The sequence below is a fragment of the Roseibium denhamense genome, from assembly GCF_009711415.1.
In the GTDB taxonomy this organism is placed as follows: domain Bacteria; phylum Pseudomonadota; class Alphaproteobacteria; order Rhizobiales; family Stappiaceae; genus Roseibium; species Roseibium denhamense.
Window position 1 is genome coordinate 53,405 of sequence record NZ_SMLZ01000095.1, and the last position, 18,705, is coordinate 72,109.

The window sequence follows — 18,705 nt, forward strand, 5'->3', positions numbered from 1 at the left end:
ACACATACTCTGGGAGGAGATCATGGGCCGGTTGTCCGGGCGTTCCTGCATCGTGACCGGTGCTGCGCGGGGTATCGGCCGCGCAATTGGCGAGGCATTGGTCAGCGAAGGCGCCGATGTCTGTTTTGCAGATATCAACGGAGAGCAAGTCGAGCGGGTTGCAGCCGACAGCCACACCATCAGCAATACCAACGGTGCCATGGTAACTTGGGCGGCAGTGGACGTCACCGACCGCCAGCAAGTCCAGGATATGATTGGCAAAGCCGTTTCGGCCTTCGGGAAACTCGACGTCAAATTCAACAATGCCGGCGTCAACAAACCGATGAATTTTCTGGATGTCACCGAAGACAACTGGAACTTTATCATGGGTGTAAATGGCCTTGGCTGCATGATCGGCATGCAAGAAGCGGCTAAGCAGATGATTTCCCAGGGCACCGGCGGCAAAATCGTCAACACCGCCTCCATCGCCAGCCGCCAGGGCTTTGGCAATGTGGCGCCCTACTGCGCCTCGAAGTGGGCGGTCGTATCTTTAACCCAGTCCGGCGCGCGCGACTTGGCGCCTCACAACATCACGGTCACCGGCTTTGCGCCCGGTGTTGTTGCGACCGAAATGTGGGAACAGGTCGATCAAGACCTTATGGCGATCGGCGCCGCCGAACGCCCGGGGCAGGCCATGGAAGAGTTTTCGGCCGAAATTCTCAAGGGCCGGGTAGCCAAACCGCACGATATTACCGGAACAACGAACTTCCTTGCCTCAAAAGACAGCGACTACATGACGGGTCAGATTGTCATGATCGACGGCGGCATGACCCTGGTTTGAAATAAAACAACAGGTTAGGGAGGATCTGTTGGCGGATGTAACCGACAAAACAGAGGCTCGCACGAGCGGGCCCAGGGAGAGCGGAATGAATTCCTTCAACCTTGCAGGCGCCGGGCGTTTGCTGGCGCGGCAAGGTATCCTCGTGGCGTTTGCCGTTTTTATGATTGGGTTTACCCTCGCCAATGAGCGGTTTTTGGACCCTGACAACATCATGGGCGTTATCCGGTCGTCGGCCATCTTGGGCGTCATGGCGCTTGGCGTCACCTTCGTGGTGATCAGCGGAAACCTGGATCTTTCAGTTGGCTCGATGATGTCATTTGCCACCATCGTGGTCCTGGATCTTCACGACAAGATCGGTCCGGCGCTGGCGATACCCGGCATGTACGCGATGGTGCTCTGTCTCGGCGCGTTTATCGGTTTTCTCGTCGGTTACCTCAAGCTCAATTCACTGATTGTGACACTCGGCATGCTGTCGGCGATCCACGGCCTGACCCTGACTTACTCCGGCGGCAAGAACATGGATATCGCCGACAAGGAAGGAACGTGGTTCAGCGTCTTTGGCCAATCGGATGTTCTCGGCATTCCTGTGCCGATCCTGCTGTTCGCCCTCGTTGCCTCCGTGCTCGGCATTTTGCTCGCCAAAACGCCGTTCGGACGCAAGGTCTACGCCGTTGGCGGCAACGGCACGGCGGCAACCTTTTCCGGCATCCGGCGGGCGCGCGTGGTTTTCACCTGTTACCTGCTATCGGCCTTTTGCGTTGCCACCGCGGGCCTGTTGCAGGCCAGCCGGTCGCTGGGCAGTCAGAACACGGTCGGGCAGGGGCTCGAGCTTGAGGTGCTGGCTGCGGTCATCCTCGGCGGGGCCTCGCTCCTTGGCGGGTCGGGCACGATCTTCAAGACCGTGATTGGCGTGCTGATCCTTGGTTTTATCCAGAACGGACTTTTGCTGGTGGGCCTGCAGTTCTACGCCCAATACGTCGTCACCTGGATCATCATCATTCTTGCGGTTTGGCTGGATATTGCGGCCAAGCGCGGCAAGCTCTGGTCGCCGATCGCGTAAGGGAGGGAACAATGGAACCGGGAACTCTCAGCACCTTTTTGAAACGCGGCGCGATCTGGGGCTTCATTGTCCTGCAGCTGGTGTTTTTTTCCATCGCGGGCAAATACCTGTCATTAAGCGACACGGCCTTCATGGACCTCGACAACATGCTGCTGCTTTTGAAGCAGTCCGCCCCCATCGGGATCATTGCCGTCGGCATGACGGTGATCATGATCAACGGCAATATCGACCTGAGCGTCGGCGCGATCTTCGCTTTGGCCGCTGTTGTGATGCTGGACAGCATGACCTGGCCGGTTTTTGCCGGTCTTGGCGACTGGGTCATTCCCGTTGCCTGGGCGCTGGCCCTGCTGACCGGCATAGTCTTGGGGGCGATCAATGGTTTGATCGTCTGGAAAACCGGGGTGGACGCCTTCATCGTCACGCTGGGTGCCATGCTCGGCTATCGTGGTCTGGTCTTCATGTATAACGGCGAACAGCCGACCTCTCACCTCAACTGGACTCTGGTCGATTTTGCTGAAGCGCAGTTTCTTGGTCTGCCCACGGCTGCCTGGTTCCTGCTCGGCACGGTTGCTGTCGTGTGGTTCATCATGAACCGCACGGTTCATGGCCGGAATGCATATGCGATAGGGGACAACCGGGAAGCGGCCGTCAACGCCGGGATCCGTGTCGGGCCGCACTTCCTAATGAATTTCATGCTGATCGGCTTTCTGGCGGCTCTGTCCGCGGTGGTGTTTTACTCCGAATCGGGATCAGTGAACCCGAATGACGGCCAGCTTTACGAGCTGTGGGCGATCACCGCCGTTGTGCTCGGCGGCACGAAGCTGACCGGCGGATCCGGCTCGATCATCTCCACCCTCGGCGGGGTGATTGCGATCCAGCTTTTGCGCAAGGGGCTTGGCCATATCGGCGCCGATACCGAGACTGTAAACCTGGTCATCGGCCTGATCCTGATCGCGGTTCTGTTCCTTGACCGCCAACTCAACCTCAAAGGCAAGCAGGAGCTGCGGGTATGAGCCAGTCGACACCGGCCTTGCGGCTTGAAAACATCGTCAAGACCTTTCCGGGCGTGCGCGCTCTCGACGGCGTCTCACTGGAGGTCCTGCCGGGAGAAGTTCATGCCCTGATGGGCGAGAACGGCGCAGGCAAGTCGACCCTGATGAAGGTCCTGGGCGGTCTGCACCAGCCGGACGAAGGTAAGATTATCGTCAGCGAGCAACCGGTCCGCATGGCCTCGCCGCTTGACGCCAAGTCCAAGGGCATCGTGTTCATTCACCAGGAACTGAGCCTTGCTTCCGAATTGACCGTTGCCGAGAATATCTATCTGGGCGAACTGCCGAAAAAGCGCTTTGGCCTGGTCGACTGGCAAAAACTCTACGCTCAGACCGATGAGATACTCGCGAAACTGAAGGTCGGTTTCAACGCCAAAACGCGTGTGGGCGACCTGTCCATCGCCAACCAGCAGATGGTTGAGATTGCCCGGGCCCTGACCGTCGATGCAAAGGCGGTGATCTTCGATGAGCCGACAGCTTCGCTGACCGATGCGGAAAAGGTTGTGCTGTTCGATGTGATTGCGGATCTGAAGGACCATGGCGTCGGCATCATCTACATTTCCCACCGCATGGAAGAGATCTTCAAGATCACCGACCGGATCAGCGTGCTGCGCGACGGCTCCTACCGGGGCACTTTGGTGACCGCAAAGACCAATGAGGACGAAATCACGCAGCTGATGATCGGGCGCAGCCTCGACTTGAGCCGGAACGTCAATCACAACGAACTCGGCGACGTGGCGCTTGAGGTCAAAGGCCTGTCCTGCGGCAAGCTCTATCGCGATGTCAGTTTCGAAGTCCGGCGCGGAGAAGTCGTCGGGTTTTATGGTCTTGTCGGTGCGGGCCGCACTGAAATCGCCGAGACCCTGTTCGGTTTGCGCGAACCAAGCGCCGGAAAGATCCTCCTGGATGGCCAGGAAACCCGGATCCATTCCCCGGCCGATGCGATCTCCAAGGGCATTTCCCTGGTGCCGGAAGACCGCAAGGGCCAGGGTCTCGTGCTTGGCATGAACTGCCGGGACAACATGACCCTGCCGCAGGTGGACGATCTGAAGGCCGGACCTTTTGTTGCCGAAGGCGCGGAAGTTGCAATTTTCGATCAATACCGGGACCGGCTCGACATCCGCACGCCCGGCTGGAAGCAGACAGTCGGCAACCTGTCGGGCGGCAACCAGCAGAAAATTGTCATCGGCAAATGGCTGTCCATGCATCCAAACGTCCTGATCGTGGACGAGCCCACCCGCGGCATTGATGTTGGCAGCAAGTCCGAGATCCACAACCTGATCCGCGAACTTGCCGGGCAAGGCTATGCAGTGATCGTGATCAGCTCGGAAATGCCGGAGGTGCTGCATGTGAGCGACCGGATCGTTGCGATGTATTCCGGCGAGATCATCCGCACCTTCACCTCGGACGAGGTCACCGAAGACAACCTCATCCAGGCCATCTCCGGAATTACCCCCGACAAGGCAGCATGATGAAAATCGGATTTGCCGGGCTGGGCCGGATGGGCGTGCGCATGGCCGCCAATTTGGCCTCCGCCGGGCACGAAATGGTTGTCTGGAACCGGACTGCGTCCAAGGCCGATGATTTTGCGAGGCGTCATGCAGCCGAATGTGCCACCACACCTAGTGAACTTGCCGATAAGTGCGATGTGGTTATCTCCATGCTCGCCGACGACAGCGCAGTGGAGGATGTTTATTTCGATCCGGACACCGGCCTTGTGGCAGCCGCCACTGTGCACCCGGTCTTGGTGGAAATGGGGACAGTCTCCGTGCCGACGGCGAACCGGCTGTTCGAGGCAGCGTCTGGCTGTGGCAAGCGCTTCGTGGACGCACCTGTATCAGGGGCCACAAAAGCTGCCGAGGATGCCCAGCTTCTGATCATGGCTGGATCAGATCCAGCGTATGCGCCAGAGCTGGAGTCGGTGTTCGCTGTCCTTGGCAAACGCACGATCTGGCTCGGCGGACCAGCCAAAGGATCCGCCATGAAACTTGGCGTGAACATGCTGATTCACGGGCTGAACCAGACCCTGTCCGAAGCCCTGGCGCTCATGACATCTGCAGGAATCGCACCGGAAACCGCCTACGAGGTCATTGAAAACTCCGCCGCCGCCGCGCCGGTCATTCACTACCGCAAGGGGCTATATCTGGATGAGGCGTCCCACGACGTGACTTTCACCGTTGCGCTCGCCCGGAAGGATATCGGACTGGCGCTCGATCTCGCCCGTTCCTTAGGGGTTGCAATGCCCCAGGCCGATTTGAACCGCTCTGTTCTGACAGATGCAGGCGAGGCCGGATATGACGCTCGGGACATGGCGTCGATTTATGCATTCGTCAAAAGGGATTTGTCATGAAGGCGGCACTGTTCGTCGGCGGCTGGGAAGGCCATGCCCCGACCCATTTCAGCGACTGGTATCAGGATTTGCTTCATAAAAACGGCTTTGCCGTTGACGTCTACGAGACGATGGAGCCGCTTGAGCACCCCGAAACCCTCCAGGATCTGGATTTGATCACGCCGATCTGGTCGTCCGCCCGTTCGGGCCACCAGGAAGAATTTGGCAACATGACCAAACCCCAGGAAGACGGCCTGTTGAAACTGATCGGCGACGGGTGCGGCATTGCCGGCTGGCATGGCCATATGGGTGATGCGTTCCGTGATCGGCCGACCTATCACTTTCTGATCGGGGGGCAGTTTGTGGCCCACCCACCCGGCTGGCCGGACAACCTGCAGCCGAAGGAAGACTACATCGACTACGATGTCACCATTTGCCGTCCGGACGATCCGATCGTAAAGGACATCAAGAGCTTCCGGCTAACCTCCGAACAATATTACATGCTCGTCGACCCCTCCAACGAGGTCCTGGCGACCACGACATTCTCCGGGGAGCACCTGTGGTGGATCGAAGGCACGGTGATCCCAGTGGTCTGGAAGCGCCGCTGGGACAGGGGCAGAGTGTTTTATTGCTCCATCGGCCACGAGCTGGACGACTTGAAAGTGCCGCAAGTCACCGAGATCATTCGCCGAGGTTCGATTTGGGCGGCGGAGGGAAAACAACAGTCCGATTACGCAAACACTGGGTGTTTTTGAGCCCTGGAACCATGAACAAGTCTGTAGTGCACAAAGACCCTAATCGGCACCCTTAATGCGCAGCAAGTTTTACTGCCCCTGCCGCACTAAAGGGCAAAACGACCTGACCCTGACAATGATCCTGACACCTCGACTGCCACCGCAGACGTCTATGCCCTACGGCCGCGAATGACCGCGCAGGCTTCAAACGTCACGTGAAAGGACCCGCGCCACTAAATACGACCCAACGCGTCTTTCATCTCGCCTAGAATAAACGCTAAGCCACCACCAGGTTGCTCAATCTCTGCGTCTGTGACCTTGTCCATCCGGTCCGCCGTCAGCCATTCTACAATTGCCACCTTTTGGGGTTCCCGCTGCTTCATGATGTCTCCTTCCCAGCGTTGTTGCGCCTTATCTCTGGAAACTTCAGAACGCGTGAGAGACTGTCTTCCTTGAGGTGGTAGTGATATGAATTGCTGTGTTTCCTTTTGTTTCTTTTTCAAAAGCCCTGTGGGGTCTTTCGTCCTGCTCAGGTCGGGCTTGCTTGTCTCACGCTTATCAACACGGCAGTGTTCGATGGGTTTCTTGGAAGGGTTCTTTCGATGGGTTTGGGTCTCATTTCTGACACGCCCAAGGTCGCAAGACTGAGACTTTGGAGGTCTCAAATCTGAGACCGTTTCAAGATTGTGCGCAGGCCCTTCTCCAGACTTCATTCCAGCGTCCCAGTCGTCAACAAAAGCTCTAAAGATTGGCCAATTGGGCGAGTAAGCTGTGCGGTGGGATTTGCCACCAGGGCTTTTCTTTTCGATCAAACCCAACTCGTCGAGCTCTTTTGTCGCCCTGATCACAGCTGCGCGGCTGATTTTCAGAAGCTTCATAAGCCTCCCGATGCTGGGATCACATTGGCCGGTCCGCTTGTTAAAATGGTCGATGATTGCCGCGGCGACCCGGCGTGTTGCAGCCGAAAGATCAGGCATAAGCCCCAAAGCCTTGTGCGCGAAAAGAATGTCATTCTGCTGCAGTAGAGGCATCTAAACCTCGCAGAATTTTTGGGTGAAATAGTTTGCAAACGCCAGGCTAAGATATTGATATCTTTGGTGTTCAAACGAATCCGTTTTGCAAAAATATCCAGTCAGATCAACAAACTGGTCCTGCCTACGTATCTGGGGGGGGGCGGGAGTTCGAATCTTCTCCGGTGCGCCATATTTTCTCTTCAGAAAAACTAGACAGCCGACCTTGTGTCTAAAGCGGCCCTCTGGGCATCCGGCTTAGCTTCGCAGACCTTCGCAAGGATCGCGACTCGATCCGCCTCACGCGGCTTCCTCCTTGCCCACGCCGACGCGGTTGCGGTGCGGGGCGAACAGGCAGGCAAGGCCAAGGATGACACCTGAGACCGAGGCGATCATGCCAGCGGCGCTGACAGCGTTCTGTGCGCCGAACCAGAGCGGTCCGTAGCCTGCAAAGACATATCCCAGGACCGCCGACAGGGTTGCGAAGACGGCCGACCACCAGATCTGATGCTCAAGGCGATTGGTCATCAGGCGCGCGGCCGCCGGCGGGCAGATGAACATGGCGATCACGATGATCGATCCGACCGCGTCGAACGCAGCGACAGCTGCAACAGCGGCCGTCACCACAAGCCCGAAGCCGAGGGCTGTTGCGGGAATGCCGAGTGCCTGGGCGAACCCTTCGTCGAACGTCGCGATCTTGAGCCAGCGCCAGAAGATCAGCGTCAGCGCAACAACAATCGCGCAGACCACGGCGATCCGGGGCAGCTCGTCCGGCAGCGTTGCAAGAGCGGCCGGATCGAGAAGCGAGTGCCACCCCTCCGCCCGGAACCAGATGAGCGATTCCAGATTGCCCATGAGGGCATGTTCGACATCCAGATGCACCTTGCTTGTATCGGTCTGTTCCAGGATCAGGACGCCGGCGGCAAACATCGCTGTAAAGACCACGCCCATGGCAGCGCCCGGCTCGATATTGCCAAGGCGCTTGACCGCTTCGATGAGGATAACGGCAACAATCGCCGCCCCGGCCGCGCCAAGCAGCATGGGGATTGCGGCCACAACGCCGGTCACAAGGAAGGCAACAACGATCCCCGGCAGCACCACATGGCTGATCGCATCACCGATCAGGGCCTGGCGCCTCAGGATCAGGAAGTTTCCCGGCAGCGCGCAGGCAATGGCGGAAAAAACCCCGATCAGGATCGGCGTCAGGGAGAATTGAACGAATTCGGCTCCCATCAGGCGCCTCCAACTGCAACAGGGGGACCCAGCCGCCGGTCGAACTCGGCGATCTCATCGGCAGTGAACACCTCTTCGATTGGGGTCAGTCCGTCATAGCGCCCGGTGAGGCCGGCATCCTGGTGGATTTCGCGGGCAACGTCCCAGCGGCGCTCATCCCGTGCCACTTTTGCAGCCTGTGCCCGGCCAATGTCCGTCGGAACGCCGTCCGGGCGGACGAGGCCTTCTTTGGTGAGCAGCCGCAAGGTGTAGGTCTCGCGGATGGCATGCCGCGCGGCGAGCGCCAGCAGGCCCTGACGCCGGTGGACCCGGCGCTGGAACCGGCGGTGGCGCAGGACTGCGGCAAGCACCCCGCGGCGCGGCGCCAGGAGAAGCGACAGCACAAACAGCGCGGCGGCAACCAGAACGATGATGGGACCGGTCGGCAGGGCCGGTGCCGAGGCGGACAGCACAGCGCCCAGATATCCGGACAAACCGCCAATCGTCCCGGCGATCCAGATCACCCGGCCGGATCGGTCGGTCCAGAACCGCGCCGTGACGGCGGGAATGATCAGCATGGCCACGATCAGGATCAGTCCGACAAGTTTCAGGCCAATGACGGTGACGGCGAGCACGAGGCCCATCATCAGAAGGTCGATCCGCCGGACATTGTAGCCCATTGCGGCCGCATATTCGCTGTCGAAGGCAACCAGTGTCATGGGCCGGCGCATGAGCCAGGTCGCAAACACCGCCAGAGACCCGCCCACGGCAATGACGACAGCATCCTGGAACAGCATGCCGGCAGTTGAGCCGAGAAGGAAACTTTCAAGCCCGGCCTGGCGGCCCGCGCTCATGGACTGAACGATGGTCAGGAGGACGATGCCGACACCGAAAAAAACGCCCAGAACCGCGCCGATGGCCGCGTCTTCGGCAAGCCGGGTGCGACGCGAGATCCACTCGATCAGCAGGAGCCCGATCCAGGCCGTTATGGCGGACCCTGCCAGAAGGCCTATCAGGTTCCGGCCGTCGCCGCCCAACGCCACCATGAGCATGAAGGCGAGGGCAACGCCCGGCAGTGTTGCATGCGCGACCGCGTCGGAGACCAGTGCGCGTTTGCGCAAAAACAGGAATGTACCGGAGGAGCCTGCTGCAAATCCAAGCAGGGCTGCGCCGACGGCCACCAGCGCGGCATTGTATCCCGCCTGGAGAATAAGCGCTTCGAAAAACGCGTTCATTAAACGCCTCCGGCCACCGGCAATTCGTCAAGATGGGTGGCTGCGAGCCGGCCGCCATAGGTCGCCTGAAGGTTCCCGGTGGTGAAGGTGTCTGAGACTGGCCCTTCGGCGATCCGGCGCACGTTGATGAGGAAAACGTGGTCGAAATAGTCGGACACGGTCGACAGGTCATGATGGACGGCGACCACCGCTTTGCCCTCGGCCTTGAGGAGTTTGAGAACGTCTATGATGGCCCGCTCGGTTGCAGCGTCAACGCCGGCAAAAGGTTCATCAAGGAGATAAAGATCCGCATCCTGCGCCAACGCTCGGGCAAGAAACACGCGTTGCTGCTGGCCACCGGAAAGCTGCCCGATCTGGCGATGGGAGAAATCAGCCATGCCGACCCGGTCGAGGCAGTCCCGCGCGCGGGCCGCCATCTGTCCTGATAACCGGCCGAGCAAGCCGACCTTGCGGTAAAGCCCCATTTGGACAACGTCCATCACGGTCGTCGGGAAATCCCAGTCGACACTTGCCCGCTGGGGCACATAGGCAATGCGTTCACGCGCCTTTTCTACCGGCTGGCCGAAGACATAAACCTCGCCGGACAGACGCGGGATGACACCAAGGGCGGCCTTCAGGAGCGTAGACTTGCCCGCACCATTGGGCCCGATGATGGCGGACATGGCCTCGGCGGGAAAAGTGGCGTCCACCGAAAAGACTGCCGGCTTTTCCCCGTAAGATACCGTCACTCCCCGCACTGCCAGAGGAGCGCCGGTGGGAACAGCGGCCGGGCGCGTGGCCCGGCCGTCTTGCGCAGCAACAATTGGCTGCTGAGTGGTTGTCATTCCAGGGTCCCTCAATTCAGGAGGCCTTGCATGCCCTTGGCCGGAGCCTTGCCGCCGAGCGCGGACGCGATGGTCGTGGCGTTGTGGTCGATCATACCGATATACGTGCCTTCATAGGTGCCTGGTTCTCCCATCGCATCCGAAAAGAGTTCTCCGCCAATGATCACCTCATGGCCCTCGGCCGCCGCGCCCTCGATCAGGGCCTGCACATTCCGGTCGGAAACCGATGTCTCGACAAAAACAGCCCTGATATTGCGTTCGACCAGCATGTCGACGAGCTCGCCGATGCGCTTAAGGCCTGCCTCGGATTCCGTGGAGATGCCCTGGATGCCGACGACTTCATACCCATAGGCATTGCCGAAATAGTTGAAGGCGTCATGGGCGGACAGCACCACGCGGCTTTCAACCGGCACGGTGGACAGGACCTCGTTTGTGTAGCGGGCCAGCTCGTTCAGCTGCGTGAGATAGGCTTCGGCATTGGCGTTGAAGCTGTCCGCGCCGTCGGGATGAACATCGATAAGCGCATCGCGGACGTTCACGACCACGCGCGACCAGAGGTTCGGGTTCATCCACAAATGGGGATCGAACCGGCCTTCATAGTCTTCCGAGCCAAGCAGCAGATTTTCCGGCACCGACTCGGCAACCGGCACCACGGCCGTTCCTTCTGCAAGGTCACCCAGGAAGTCCTCCATCTGCGCTTCCAGATAAAGGCCATTCCAAAGGACAAGATCCGCATTCGCCATGGCAACGATGTCGCTGCGTGTCTGGCGGTAGGCGTGCGGGTCCACACCGGCTCCCATCAGCGGTCTCACGTCTACCAGATCACCGCCCACATTGGAAACCGCATCCGCGATCATACCGGTGGTGGCGACAACATTCAGGCGCTCCTGCGCGGCGGCAAGGCTGGCGGGCAGCGCCATGGCCAGGGCCGTTGCAGCCGCTATGAAGGTGCGTTTGGTGAGGTTCATGTCTTGGCTCCCAATGATAATGTTCCCGGTCCGGGCCTCCTGCTGCGACTATTAATATTGCGAAGCAGTTGCAACGTCAATGCTATTGCGAGGCATTCGCAAAAATAAATCTGGCGATCTTCCGTTGATTACCAATGACCGGTCGGTCTGTAAAAAAACGCGCGGCAAGCCTTGTGTCAGTAGAGGGATATAGAGGCGGAAGGGGCGGGGCACAGGTTTTCAACTCTTGATGGCCGCAAGACCCGTAGACTGTGACAGGGCCCGCTATGTTCATCCACAACACGGCAGTGACGGTTCGGCAATCTCCGCTTTTTGTTTTTACCGAAAGGATCTAGCTTGGAGTGCCGACCGGCTGCGCTCATGCCGGCGTGCGAAGATTGACCTATCAGCCACCATAATCGTTTGAGGCGTTTCATGGCGCACCTGCCGAACTCTCTTGAAGCACGCGATACCGCGGTTCAGCTCCACTCCTATGCCGATGCCCGCCGCCAGGAAGAAACAGGCGCCATCGTGATCGACAAGGGCGATGGTATTTATGTCTCCGACATCAACGGCAAACGCTATATCGAAGGTATGGCGGGCCTGTGGAGTGTGGCAGTCGGGTTCGGGGAAAAGCGCCTGGTGGATGCAGCGGCACGCCAGATGGAGAAGCTGCCCTACTACCACACCTTCACCTACAAGACGCACGGTCCCTCGATCGAGCTTGCCGAAAAGCTGATCGAGATGGCGCCGGTGCCGATGTCCAAAGTCTATTTTACCAATTCCGGCTCGGAGGCCAACGACACGGCCATCAAGCTGATCTGGTACCGGTCCAATGCTCTGGGCCAGCCGCAGCGCAAGAAGATCATTTCGCGTGTGCGCGGCTATCACGGGGTGACCATCGCATCGGCAAGCCTGACCGGGTTGCCGAACAATCATCGGTCCTTCGATCTGCCATTGCCGCAGATCCTTCATACGACATGCCCGCATTACCGGAGCCAGAAGAAGGACGGCGAGAGCGAGGCGGATTTTGCAAGGCGCTGCGCGCAGGATCTGGAAGATCTGATCCTTGCTGAAGGTCCCGAGACCATTGCCGCCTTCTTTGCCGAGCCGGTCATGGGGGCGGGCGGTGTCATCGTGCCGCCGGATGGCTATTGGGAAGCCGTCCAGCCGGTCCTGAAGAAATACGGGATTCTTTTTGTTGCGGACGAAGTCATCTGCGGGTTTGGCCGGACCGGCAACATGTTCGGCACGCAAACCTATAACCTTGAGCCGGATATCATGACGCTGTCCAAGGCCTTGTCATCGTCCTATCAGCCGATTTCCGCTCTTTTGATCAGCGATGAAGTCTATCAGCCCATTGCCGATGAAAGCCACAGGATCGGCGTTCTAGGACATGGATATACCGGCTCCGGACATCCGGTCGCGGCAGCGGTTGCCTTGGAAAACCTCAAGATCATTGAGGAACGGGACCTGGTCGGCAATGTGCGGGCCGTTGCGCCCGTGTTCCAGAAGCGGCTTCAAGGCCTCAAAGCGAACCCGCTGGTGGTGGAAACGCGGGGAATAGGCCTGATCGGGGCCGCCGAGCTCAGCCACAATGCCTACATCGATACGCCCGGAGCACTGGGGGCAAAGGCCAATGCGCATTTCCATGAAAACGGATTGATTTCGCGGAACATGCTCGACGCCATGGCGTTCTGCCCGCCCCTGATCATCACGGAAGCGCAGGTCAATGGCATGTTTGACATTGCCGAAGAAAGCCTTGCGGCAGTGTCGAACAGCCTATGACCATGTGGTCCATCGTCGGTACAATCAGTGGCACCTCCGCGGACGGAATTGATCTGGCTGAAATCCAGGCAGACGGCATTTCGGTCCCGCGTTTCGGGCCTGCGGCGACGACGCCCTACCGGGAGACAACGAGACGCGGCGTCCTGGAAGCGGCCGCTGCAAAGGGCACGAACAGGCAAACCTGGCCGGCGCTCGCTGAAGCGGTCACACAAGACCATGCCGCCAGCATCAGCGCGTTCGTGGCAGAGCATGACCTCAGCCCGGACTGTGTGGTTTTTCACGGCCAGACTGTTTGGCATGACCCGGAACGCGGGGAGACCGTCCAGCTTGGGGACCCTCAGGCCCTCGCGGATGAGCTTGGCATTCCGGTCGCCGGTGATGTTCGGCTGGCGGATATGGCGGCAGGCGGGCAGGGCGCGCCGCTTGTGCCGGTTTATCATCAGGCGCTGTCCAAGACATTGCTTGGGGACAGCCGGGAACCGCTTTGTTTCTTGAACATCGGTGGTGTGTCCAACCTGACTTACATTGATGGCGATGATCTTCTTGCATTCGACATCGGGCCGGGAAATGCGCTCCTGGATGACTGGATCCGCCGACATGGTGCCGGTGACTACGACCGGGATGGTATGATTTCGGGAGCCGGGACGCCCGACCCTGACCGGCTGGAGCAAGTCCTCAAACACCCCTTCCTGTCGGAGCCCGGGCCGAAGTCGCTGGACAGGTACAGTTTTTCGGGCGCGTTTGCTGAGGGGCTGGGTCTTGAAGACGGCGCGGCCACCCTTCTGGCCTTCACCGCGAAGGCCATCGCCAAAGCAGAAACACTTTTGCCAAAACGGCCAAAATGCTGGCTGATCTGTGGTGGCGGCGGGCATAATCCCGTGCTAGTGCGGATGTTAGCCGGTATATTGTCCGGAGAGGTTATCCTGGCCGATGAGGCCGGAATTGACGGGGATGCGTTGGAGGCGCAGGCAATGGCGTTTCTTGGCGCGCGTCTTCTCGCCGGCCTGCCGGCCACCTTTCCAGGAACAACAGGGGTTGAGCACCCTGTCATCGGCGGAAAACTGTACCACCCGGCCCGATAAGCCGGAAACTTGCCGAACAATTGGAGAAGCTGCGTGAAAACCATATTGGAACCCGCGCGTGAGATTGACGTTATCCACGAAACCGATGTTCTGGTTGTTGGCTCGGGGCCCGGAGGCTTGTCTGCTGCCTTGGGGGCGGCCCGCGCCGGGGTCGATGTGACCCTTGTCGAACGGTTCGGGTGCCTGGGTGGGAACATCACAGCTGTTGGCGTTGAGGGCTTTGCCTGGTACCGGCATGAAAAGACCATCGATACCGAAGGGGTTGGCCGGGAGTTTGAGGCACGGGCCCGTGAGGCCGGGGCGACCACGCCGGAGCCGCAATCGGACAGTGACGCGATTGATGCCGAAGGTTTCAAACTGGTGGCCGACAACTTGGTGGAAGAGGCTGGGATCCGGCCTATGATGCACCGCGCCTTTGCGGCGCCGATCATGGACGGAAACGAAATCAAGGGCATCATAACGGAGAGCAAGGCGGGCCGCGAAGCCATTCTTGCCAAGCGTGTCATTGACGCGACCGGCGATGCGGATATTGCCTACCGGGCGGGCGCTGAAACCCGCAAGACGCCCGTTGAAGAAATGCAGGCCGCCTCGGTCATGTTCTCCATGAACGGCGTGGACAAGAAGAAGTTCATGGAAGCGGTCAAGGCCGATCCGCACACCTACAAGGATTGGGAAAGCGGCGAATGGACCGTTGAGACCACCGGCAAGGAAGATGCCATGTTCTCGCCATTCCTGAAAAAGCCGTTCAAGCAGGCGCTCCAGGCAGGGATCATCCCAGCGCACCTGTCGACGATTTCAGGCACCTGGGGCGCTGTTTATGACAGCGGGGATTTGACCTATCTGAACCTCGTGCATCTGCCCGAATGCGACGGGACGGATCCGGACAGCATGACCCGCAACGAGATCGAGGGACGCCGCCAGGCGATGATGGCGGTGGAAGCGCTAAAGCGGTACCAGCCCGGCTGCGACACGGCGAAACTCCGTAACTTCGGCATGACCATCGGCATCCGCGATACGCGCAAGATTCTGGCGGCCTATGACATGACCGAGACGGACGTGCGCGAGCAGGGCCGGTTTGAGGACAGTGTCGGCATCTTCCCGGAATTCATCGACGGCTACGGCATTTTGATCCTGCCGACCACGGGCCGCTATTTCCAGCTGCCGTACCGGACCATGCTGCCCAAGGGGATCAAGAACCTACTGGTTGCGGGCCGGGCCACCGGTGGCGACAAGGTCAGCCATGCTGCCACCCGCAACATGATGTGCTGCACCGTAACCGGACAGGGCGCCGGTGTGGCCGCTGCCATCTCGGTCAAGCATGGGGTCGATCTGAATGCCATGGACATGGGCCTGCTTCAGGCCGAATTGAAACGTCAGGGCGTGCGCCTGCACTAGATCAGCGGGCGTTCAATCGGGATCAATTCCCCACCCGAAGCTGATCGATCGTCCAGTTATCGAGCATCTTTCCCCGATCTGATTGATCGCCCGGCGAACCAATCTGACCGGGAGATGCTCTGGTGTCCCAAAGAGCATTCCAAGCAGCCAACTCCTTGGACATGAAACGAAGGCTGCTGCGTATCCCCGTCTCCCGCCTTGATGGGGAGATGGGATGCAAGATGCAAAGCCTTCCCAGATTGTTATCCCGCACTTGATGCCGTACGACATGCGAGCCTGGCCGGGCCTTCGCTCTTCGCGCTCAGCCGTCTTGCATAATCCTTGCCGGCTGCAACACCGCTCAGAGTTGCGATCCTGGCCTCCAATGCGCAGCTATCAGTACTAAACACAGCGCCAGACCGTATGACCGAACGAAGGTTGGCGGCAGCAAGGACGAGCCAGCAAAAAACCGGCAGCTCTTGCGAACCGCCGGTTTCCTGAACAGTCTTCTTGTGCAGAAGAAACTTACTTCATTTGGGTCAGGACTTCGAAGCCATCCGAGCCGACTTCGAACAGGGCGAAGGTGCCCGGAACGTCGCCGTTTTCGTCGAAGTTGTGATCACCGGCCGCGCCCTTGTAGTCGATGGCGGTACCAGCTGCGATCAGCTCTTTCGCCTTGGACCACTCGCCCGGCATGATCGGCTCGCCTTCACCGGTTGAGATCGACCGGAGCGCTGCACCCAGACCGTCTTTCTGGCCGCCGTTCTTTTCAAGCGCGAGTGCAAGCATGAAGGCTGCATCGTAGGACGTGTTGGCAAAGATCGCGTCCGGATCGCCACCGACACCGGTGAAAGCAGCGTTGAATACGTCGAGCGACTCAGAGGCTTCACCGACCGGCGAAGATGCGACGAAGGTCGCCAGGTTTTCAGCACCGAGTTCGTTGATCACAGCGTCGGATTTCATGCCGTCGCCGCCAACGAATTTCTCGAAGAAACCGTTTTCGAGTGCCTGACGCAGAATGGTAAGACCCGTGCCGTCGCCATAGTCGAAGATCACCAGCGTGTCCGCACCGCCCTTAGCAAGTTCTGCCAGGTTGGACCGGTAGGAGGCCTTGCCTTCCTCATGGGCTGCAAACTGGGTGATTTCACCGCCGAGCTGGTCCGCAAACTCGGTCCGGAAGGCATTTGCCAAGCCGGTGCCGTAGTCGTTGTTCAGATAGGCAACAGCGACTTTCTCGTAGCCCTGCTCTTTCAACGTACGCGCCAGGGCACGGCCCTGATAATCATCGGACGGGACCGTGCGGAAAACGGTGTCGTTGTCTTCCAGGCCGGTGATCTCCGGGGATGTGCCGGACGGCGTGACGAGAACAACACCAGCCGGAATGGTCACGGAACCGGCAGCTGCCAGAACGGCACCGGAGCAATGCGGGCCAACCAGGCCAACAACACCTTCGATGTTGACCGCCTTGGTCGCAGCGTCCGTACCATTTTGCGGATTACAGGCACTGTCGCCGACAACGCCGCTGAGCGTTTCGCCGTCACCGATACCGCCCTGCTCATTGACCTGCTGAACAGCCAGCTGAGCTGCGTCGATCATGGCAGGCGCCATGGCAGCGATCGGACCGGACACACCGCCGACCAAGCCGATTTTCACGTCGGCCTGAGCCGGTGCACTGGCAAGTGCGGTTGCGGCCATCAGGCCCGCAGCAAGTGCGAGAAATTTGGTTTTCATGAAACTACCTCCTCATTATCCGGTCTTTGCCGGTTGCCGGGATATTCGGCTATGTCCGCACGAAGTGCAAGACACAACCTGAACGCGGGCCGATTATCGGTCCGCCTCAGATTTCGCTGCCCTCTGGTCTCCGCGCAGCGGCTCCGGAAGCAGTCCTTCCGGCCGGAAGCGCAAAACGAGCTGGAGCATAAGACCTATTAAAAACAAGCGGATATACTTAGCTTGAACCGCGTATTCATGCGGCAGCTGATCGGTGGCGATCTCGGAAACCGACCAGATGATCCAGACAACCGCCGCCCCTAGGATTGCGCCCCTGTTGTTCCCGGATCCGCCCAGAATCAGCATGATCCAGACCAGGAAGGTTGCAACCATCGGGTCGATGGCTTCCGGCGTGATCGAGCGGTTGAAATGGGCAAACAAGGCCCCGCCCAGGCCCATCAGCGCCGCACCGAAAATGAAGGCTTCCAGACGCCGGAACTCGACATCCTTGCCCATGGCCTTGGCCGCGTCTTCATTGTCACGGATTGCGCGCATCATCCGGCCCCAGGGCGCGTTGAACTGGCGCTCGACCAGGACATAGACGGCGATGAGAACGGCGAGAACGATGATCAGATAGGCCACCTGGGATTCCATGTAGCCAAGATCGCCAAAGGGGCGGGGGATGCCCGGAATGCCCCGTGCACCATTGGTAAGCGCTGGTTCGGACTTGATCACCAGACGGATAATCTCCGCGATCCCGATCGAGGCGATTGCCAAATAGTCCGAGCGAAAGCGGAGGCAGATTTTCCCGATTGGCCACGCCACGAGGGCTGCCGCGATCATCGCGCCAATCCAGCCCAGCGGTGAGATTAGCTCAAAGCCGCCAAGGCGCCCTTCGGCGGCCGGGCTGGTGAGAATAGCCGAGGTATAGGCACCCACGGCAAAGAACCCTGCAATTCCGGCATTGAACAATCCGGCAAAGCCCCACTGAATGTTCAAGCCCAGTGCCAGAAGCGCATAAATGGCGATGAAGATCGCCATGAAGAGGGCGTAGTTGACAAGACCCAGAAATTCCATCTTGCGCCCCCTTTTAAAGTACCTTGCCCTTGAGCAGTCCGGTCGGACGCACAAGCAGCATGAACAACAAAATTGCGAAGGCCATGGCGGCCTTGTATTCGCTCGGCAGGATCAGAACCGAAAGCTCTTCGGCAATGCCCACGATCAGGCCGCCGAGAACGGCTCCTTCGACCCGGCCGACACCGCCAAGGATCGCCGCTGCGAACATCGGCAGGAGCATGTGCCATCCCATCATGGACTTCAGTTCGGTATTCAACCCGAGGAAAACGCCCGACGCAGCGCAGAGCCCGCCCGCGATAATCCATGTCAGCATGACGACTTTCTTGTTGTCGATGCCCGACAGTAGGGCAAGGCTCGGATTATCGGACATGGCGCGCATGGCCTTACCCCATTTGGATTGGGTCAGGAACACTTGTAGCGCCCCAACGAGCGCGAGCATCGCAAGCACCGTGTA

17 protein-coding genes are annotated in these 18,705 nt (G+C 59.4%); 9 read left to right on the forward strand and 8 right to left on the reverse strand.

What is annotated here, in order from left to right:
* Positions 1-22 precede the first annotated feature (22 nt).
* From E1180_RS05445 to E1180_RS05470, 6 genes are all read left to right on the forward strand, one after another.
* Positions 23-820 carry an SDR family NAD(P)-dependent oxidoreductase gene (locus E1180_RS05445; protein ID WP_155190140.1) on the forward strand — a complete coding sequence of 266 codons (798 nt, stop codon included), beginning with the start codon at positions 23-25 and terminating at the stop codon, positions 818-820.
* Between the two features lie 85 nt (positions 821-905).
* Entirely contained in the window at positions 906-1,880 is a 975-nt protein-coding gene (locus E1180_RS05450) for an ABC transporter permease (protein ID WP_155190142.1), read from the forward strand.
* Between the two features lie 11 nt (positions 1,881-1,891).
* Positions 1,892-2,893 (forward strand): ABC transporter permease, encoded by a 1,002-nt coding sequence (locus E1180_RS05455; RefSeq protein ID WP_155190143.1) that lies wholly within the window; start codon positions 1,892-1,894, stop codon positions 2,891-2,893.
* Entirely contained in the window at positions 2,890-4,401 is a 1,512-nt protein-coding gene (locus tag E1180_RS05460) for a sugar ABC transporter ATP-binding protein (protein ID WP_155190145.1), read from the forward strand. Before E1180_RS05455 ends, E1180_RS05460 begins: the two co-directional genes overlap by 4 nt.
* The gene (locus E1180_RS05465) at positions 4,398-5,279 is read left to right on the forward strand and encodes an NAD(P)-dependent oxidoreductase (RefSeq protein ID WP_244313969.1); all 882 of its coding nucleotides are present in this window, start codon (positions 4,398-4,400) and stop codon (positions 5,277-5,279) included. Before E1180_RS05460 ends, E1180_RS05465 begins: the two co-directional genes overlap by 4 nt.
* Entirely contained in the window at positions 5,276-6,013 is a 738-nt protein-coding gene (locus tag E1180_RS05470) for a ThuA domain-containing protein (RefSeq protein WP_155190147.1), read from the forward strand. The genes E1180_RS05465 and E1180_RS05470 overlap by 4 nt, the downstream gene beginning before the upstream one ends.
* A 212-nt stretch (positions 6,014-6,225) precedes the next feature.
* Here E1180_RS05470 and E1180_RS05475 read toward each other — a convergent pair whose 3' ends face one another.
* The 5 genes from E1180_RS05475 to E1180_RS05495 form a co-directional block, all read right to left on the reverse strand.
* Positions 6,226-7,023: a helix-turn-helix domain-containing protein gene (locus tag E1180_RS05475; protein WP_155190149.1), complete on the reverse strand. Its 798-nt coding sequence runs from the start codon at positions 7,021-7,023 to the stop codon at positions 6,226-6,228.
* 279 nt (positions 7,024-7,302) lie between these two features.
* Positions 7,303-8,235, reverse strand: coding sequence for a metal ABC transporter permease (locus E1180_RS05480; protein ID WP_155190151.1), 933 nt, complete (start codon positions 8,233-8,235; stop codon positions 7,303-7,305).
* Positions 8,235-9,449: a metal ABC transporter permease gene (locus E1180_RS05485; RefSeq protein WP_155190153.1), complete on the reverse strand. Its 1,215-nt coding sequence runs from the start codon at positions 9,447-9,449 to the stop codon at positions 8,235-8,237. Before E1180_RS05485 ends, E1180_RS05480 begins: the two co-directional genes overlap by 1 nt.
* Positions 9,449-10,273 carry a metal ABC transporter ATP-binding protein gene (locus E1180_RS05490; protein ID WP_155190155.1) on the reverse strand — a complete coding sequence of 275 codons (825 nt, stop codon included), beginning with the start codon at positions 10,271-10,273 and terminating at the stop codon, positions 9,449-9,451. Before E1180_RS05490 ends, E1180_RS05485 begins: the two co-directional genes overlap by 1 nt.
* A gap of 11 nt (positions 10,274-10,284) precedes the next feature.
* Positions 10,285-11,241 (reverse strand): metal ABC transporter solute-binding protein, Zn/Mn family, encoded by a 957-nt coding sequence (locus E1180_RS05495; RefSeq protein ID WP_155190157.1) that lies wholly within the window; start codon positions 11,239-11,241, stop codon positions 10,285-10,287.
* 414 nt (positions 11,242-11,655) lie between these two features.
* Between E1180_RS05495 and E1180_RS05500 the strand changes: the two genes are divergently transcribed.
* The 3 genes from E1180_RS05500 to E1180_RS05510 are packed head-to-tail and all read left to right on the forward strand — an operon-like array spanning position 11,656 to position 15,485.
* Positions 11,656-13,008 (forward strand): aspartate aminotransferase family protein, encoded by a 1,353-nt coding sequence (locus tag E1180_RS05500; RefSeq protein WP_155190159.1) that lies wholly within the window; start codon positions 11,656-11,658, stop codon positions 13,006-13,008.
* On the forward strand, positions 13,005-14,090 hold the full coding sequence (locus E1180_RS05505; protein WP_244313970.1) for an anhydro-N-acetylmuramic acid kinase: 1,086 nt from the start codon (positions 13,005-13,007) through the stop codon (positions 14,088-14,090). The genes E1180_RS05500 and E1180_RS05505 overlap by 4 nt, the downstream gene beginning before the upstream one ends.
* Positions 14,091-14,123: 33 nt before the next feature.
* Positions 14,124-15,485, forward strand: a complete 1,362-nt coding sequence (locus E1180_RS05510; protein ID WP_208996952.1) for an FAD-dependent oxidoreductase — start codon at positions 14,124-14,126, stop codon at positions 15,483-15,485.
* Between the two features lie 504 nt (positions 15,486-15,989).
* Here the strand turns inward: E1180_RS05510 and E1180_RS05515 are convergent.
* The 3 genes from E1180_RS05515 to E1180_RS05525 form a co-directional block, all read right to left on the reverse strand.
* Positions 15,990-17,195 carry an ABC transporter substrate-binding protein gene (locus E1180_RS05515; protein ID WP_155190163.1) on the reverse strand — a complete coding sequence of 402 codons (1,206 nt, stop codon included), beginning with the start codon at positions 17,193-17,195 and terminating at the stop codon, positions 15,990-15,992.
* Between the two features lie 93 nt (positions 17,196-17,288).
* A complete protein-coding gene (locus E1180_RS05520; protein ID WP_155190164.1) occupies positions 17,289-18,251 on the reverse strand; it encodes a branched-chain amino acid ABC transporter permease in 963 nt (320 codons plus the stop codon).
* A gap of 13 nt (positions 18,252-18,264) precedes the next feature.
* The coding region (locus E1180_RS05525; RefSeq protein WP_196220539.1) for a branched-chain amino acid ABC transporter permease at positions 18,265-18,705 on the reverse strand (441 nt) is incomplete at its 5' end.

Excerpts from the sequence above, each read along its gene's own strand:
- E1180_RS05445 (WP_155190140.1), top strand. The coding sequence starts at position 23 with ATGGGCCGGTTGTCCGGGCGTTCCTGCATCGTGACCGGTGCTGCGCGG.
- E1180_RS05450 (WP_155190142.1), top strand. The coding sequence starts at position 906 with ATGAATTCCTTCAACCTTGCAGGCGCCGGGCGTTTGCTGGCGCGGCAA.
- E1180_RS05455 (WP_155190143.1), top strand. The coding sequence starts at position 1,892 with ATGGAACCGGGAACTCTCAGCACCTTTTTGAAACGCGGCGCGATCTGG.
- E1180_RS05460 (WP_155190145.1), top strand. The coding sequence starts at position 2,890 with ATGAGCCAGTCGACACCGGCCTTGCGGCTTGAAAACATCGTCAAGACC.
- E1180_RS05465 (WP_244313969.1), top strand. The coding sequence starts at position 4,398 with ATGATGAAAATCGGATTTGCCGGGCTGGGCCGGATGGGCGTGCGCATG.
- E1180_RS05470 (WP_155190147.1), top strand. The coding sequence starts at position 5,276 with ATGAAGGCGGCACTGTTCGTCGGCGGCTGGGAAGGCCATGCCCCGACC.
- E1180_RS05475 (WP_155190149.1), bottom strand. The coding sequence starts at position 7,023 with ATGCCTCTACTGCAGCAGAATGACATTCTTTTCGCGCACAAGGCTTTG.
- E1180_RS05480 (WP_155190151.1), bottom strand. The coding sequence starts at position 8,235 with ATGGGAGCCGAATTCGTTCAATTCTCCCTGACGCCGATCCTGATCGGG.
- E1180_RS05485 (WP_155190153.1), bottom strand. The coding sequence starts at position 9,449 with ATGAACGCGTTTTTCGAAGCGCTTATTCTCCAGGCGGGATACAATGCC.
- E1180_RS05490 (WP_155190155.1), bottom strand. The coding sequence starts at position 10,273 with ATGACAACCACTCAGCAGCCAATTGTTGCTGCGCAAGACGGCCGGGCC.
- E1180_RS05495 (WP_155190157.1), bottom strand. The coding sequence starts at position 11,241 with ATGAACCTCACCAAACGCACCTTCATAGCGGCTGCAACGGCCCTGGCC.
- E1180_RS05500 (WP_155190159.1), top strand. The coding sequence starts at position 11,656 with ATGGCGCACCTGCCGAACTCTCTTGAAGCACGCGATACCGCGGTTCAG.
- E1180_RS05505 (WP_244313970.1), top strand. The coding sequence starts at position 13,005 with ATGACCATGTGGTCCATCGTCGGTACAATCAGTGGCACCTCCGCGGAC.
- E1180_RS05515 (WP_155190163.1), bottom strand. The coding sequence starts at position 17,195 with ATGAAAACCAAATTTCTCGCACTTGCTGCGGGCCTGATGGCCGCAACC.
- E1180_RS05520 (WP_155190164.1), bottom strand. The coding sequence starts at position 18,251 with ATGGAATTTCTGGGTCTTGTCAACTACGCCCTCTTCATGGCGATCTTC.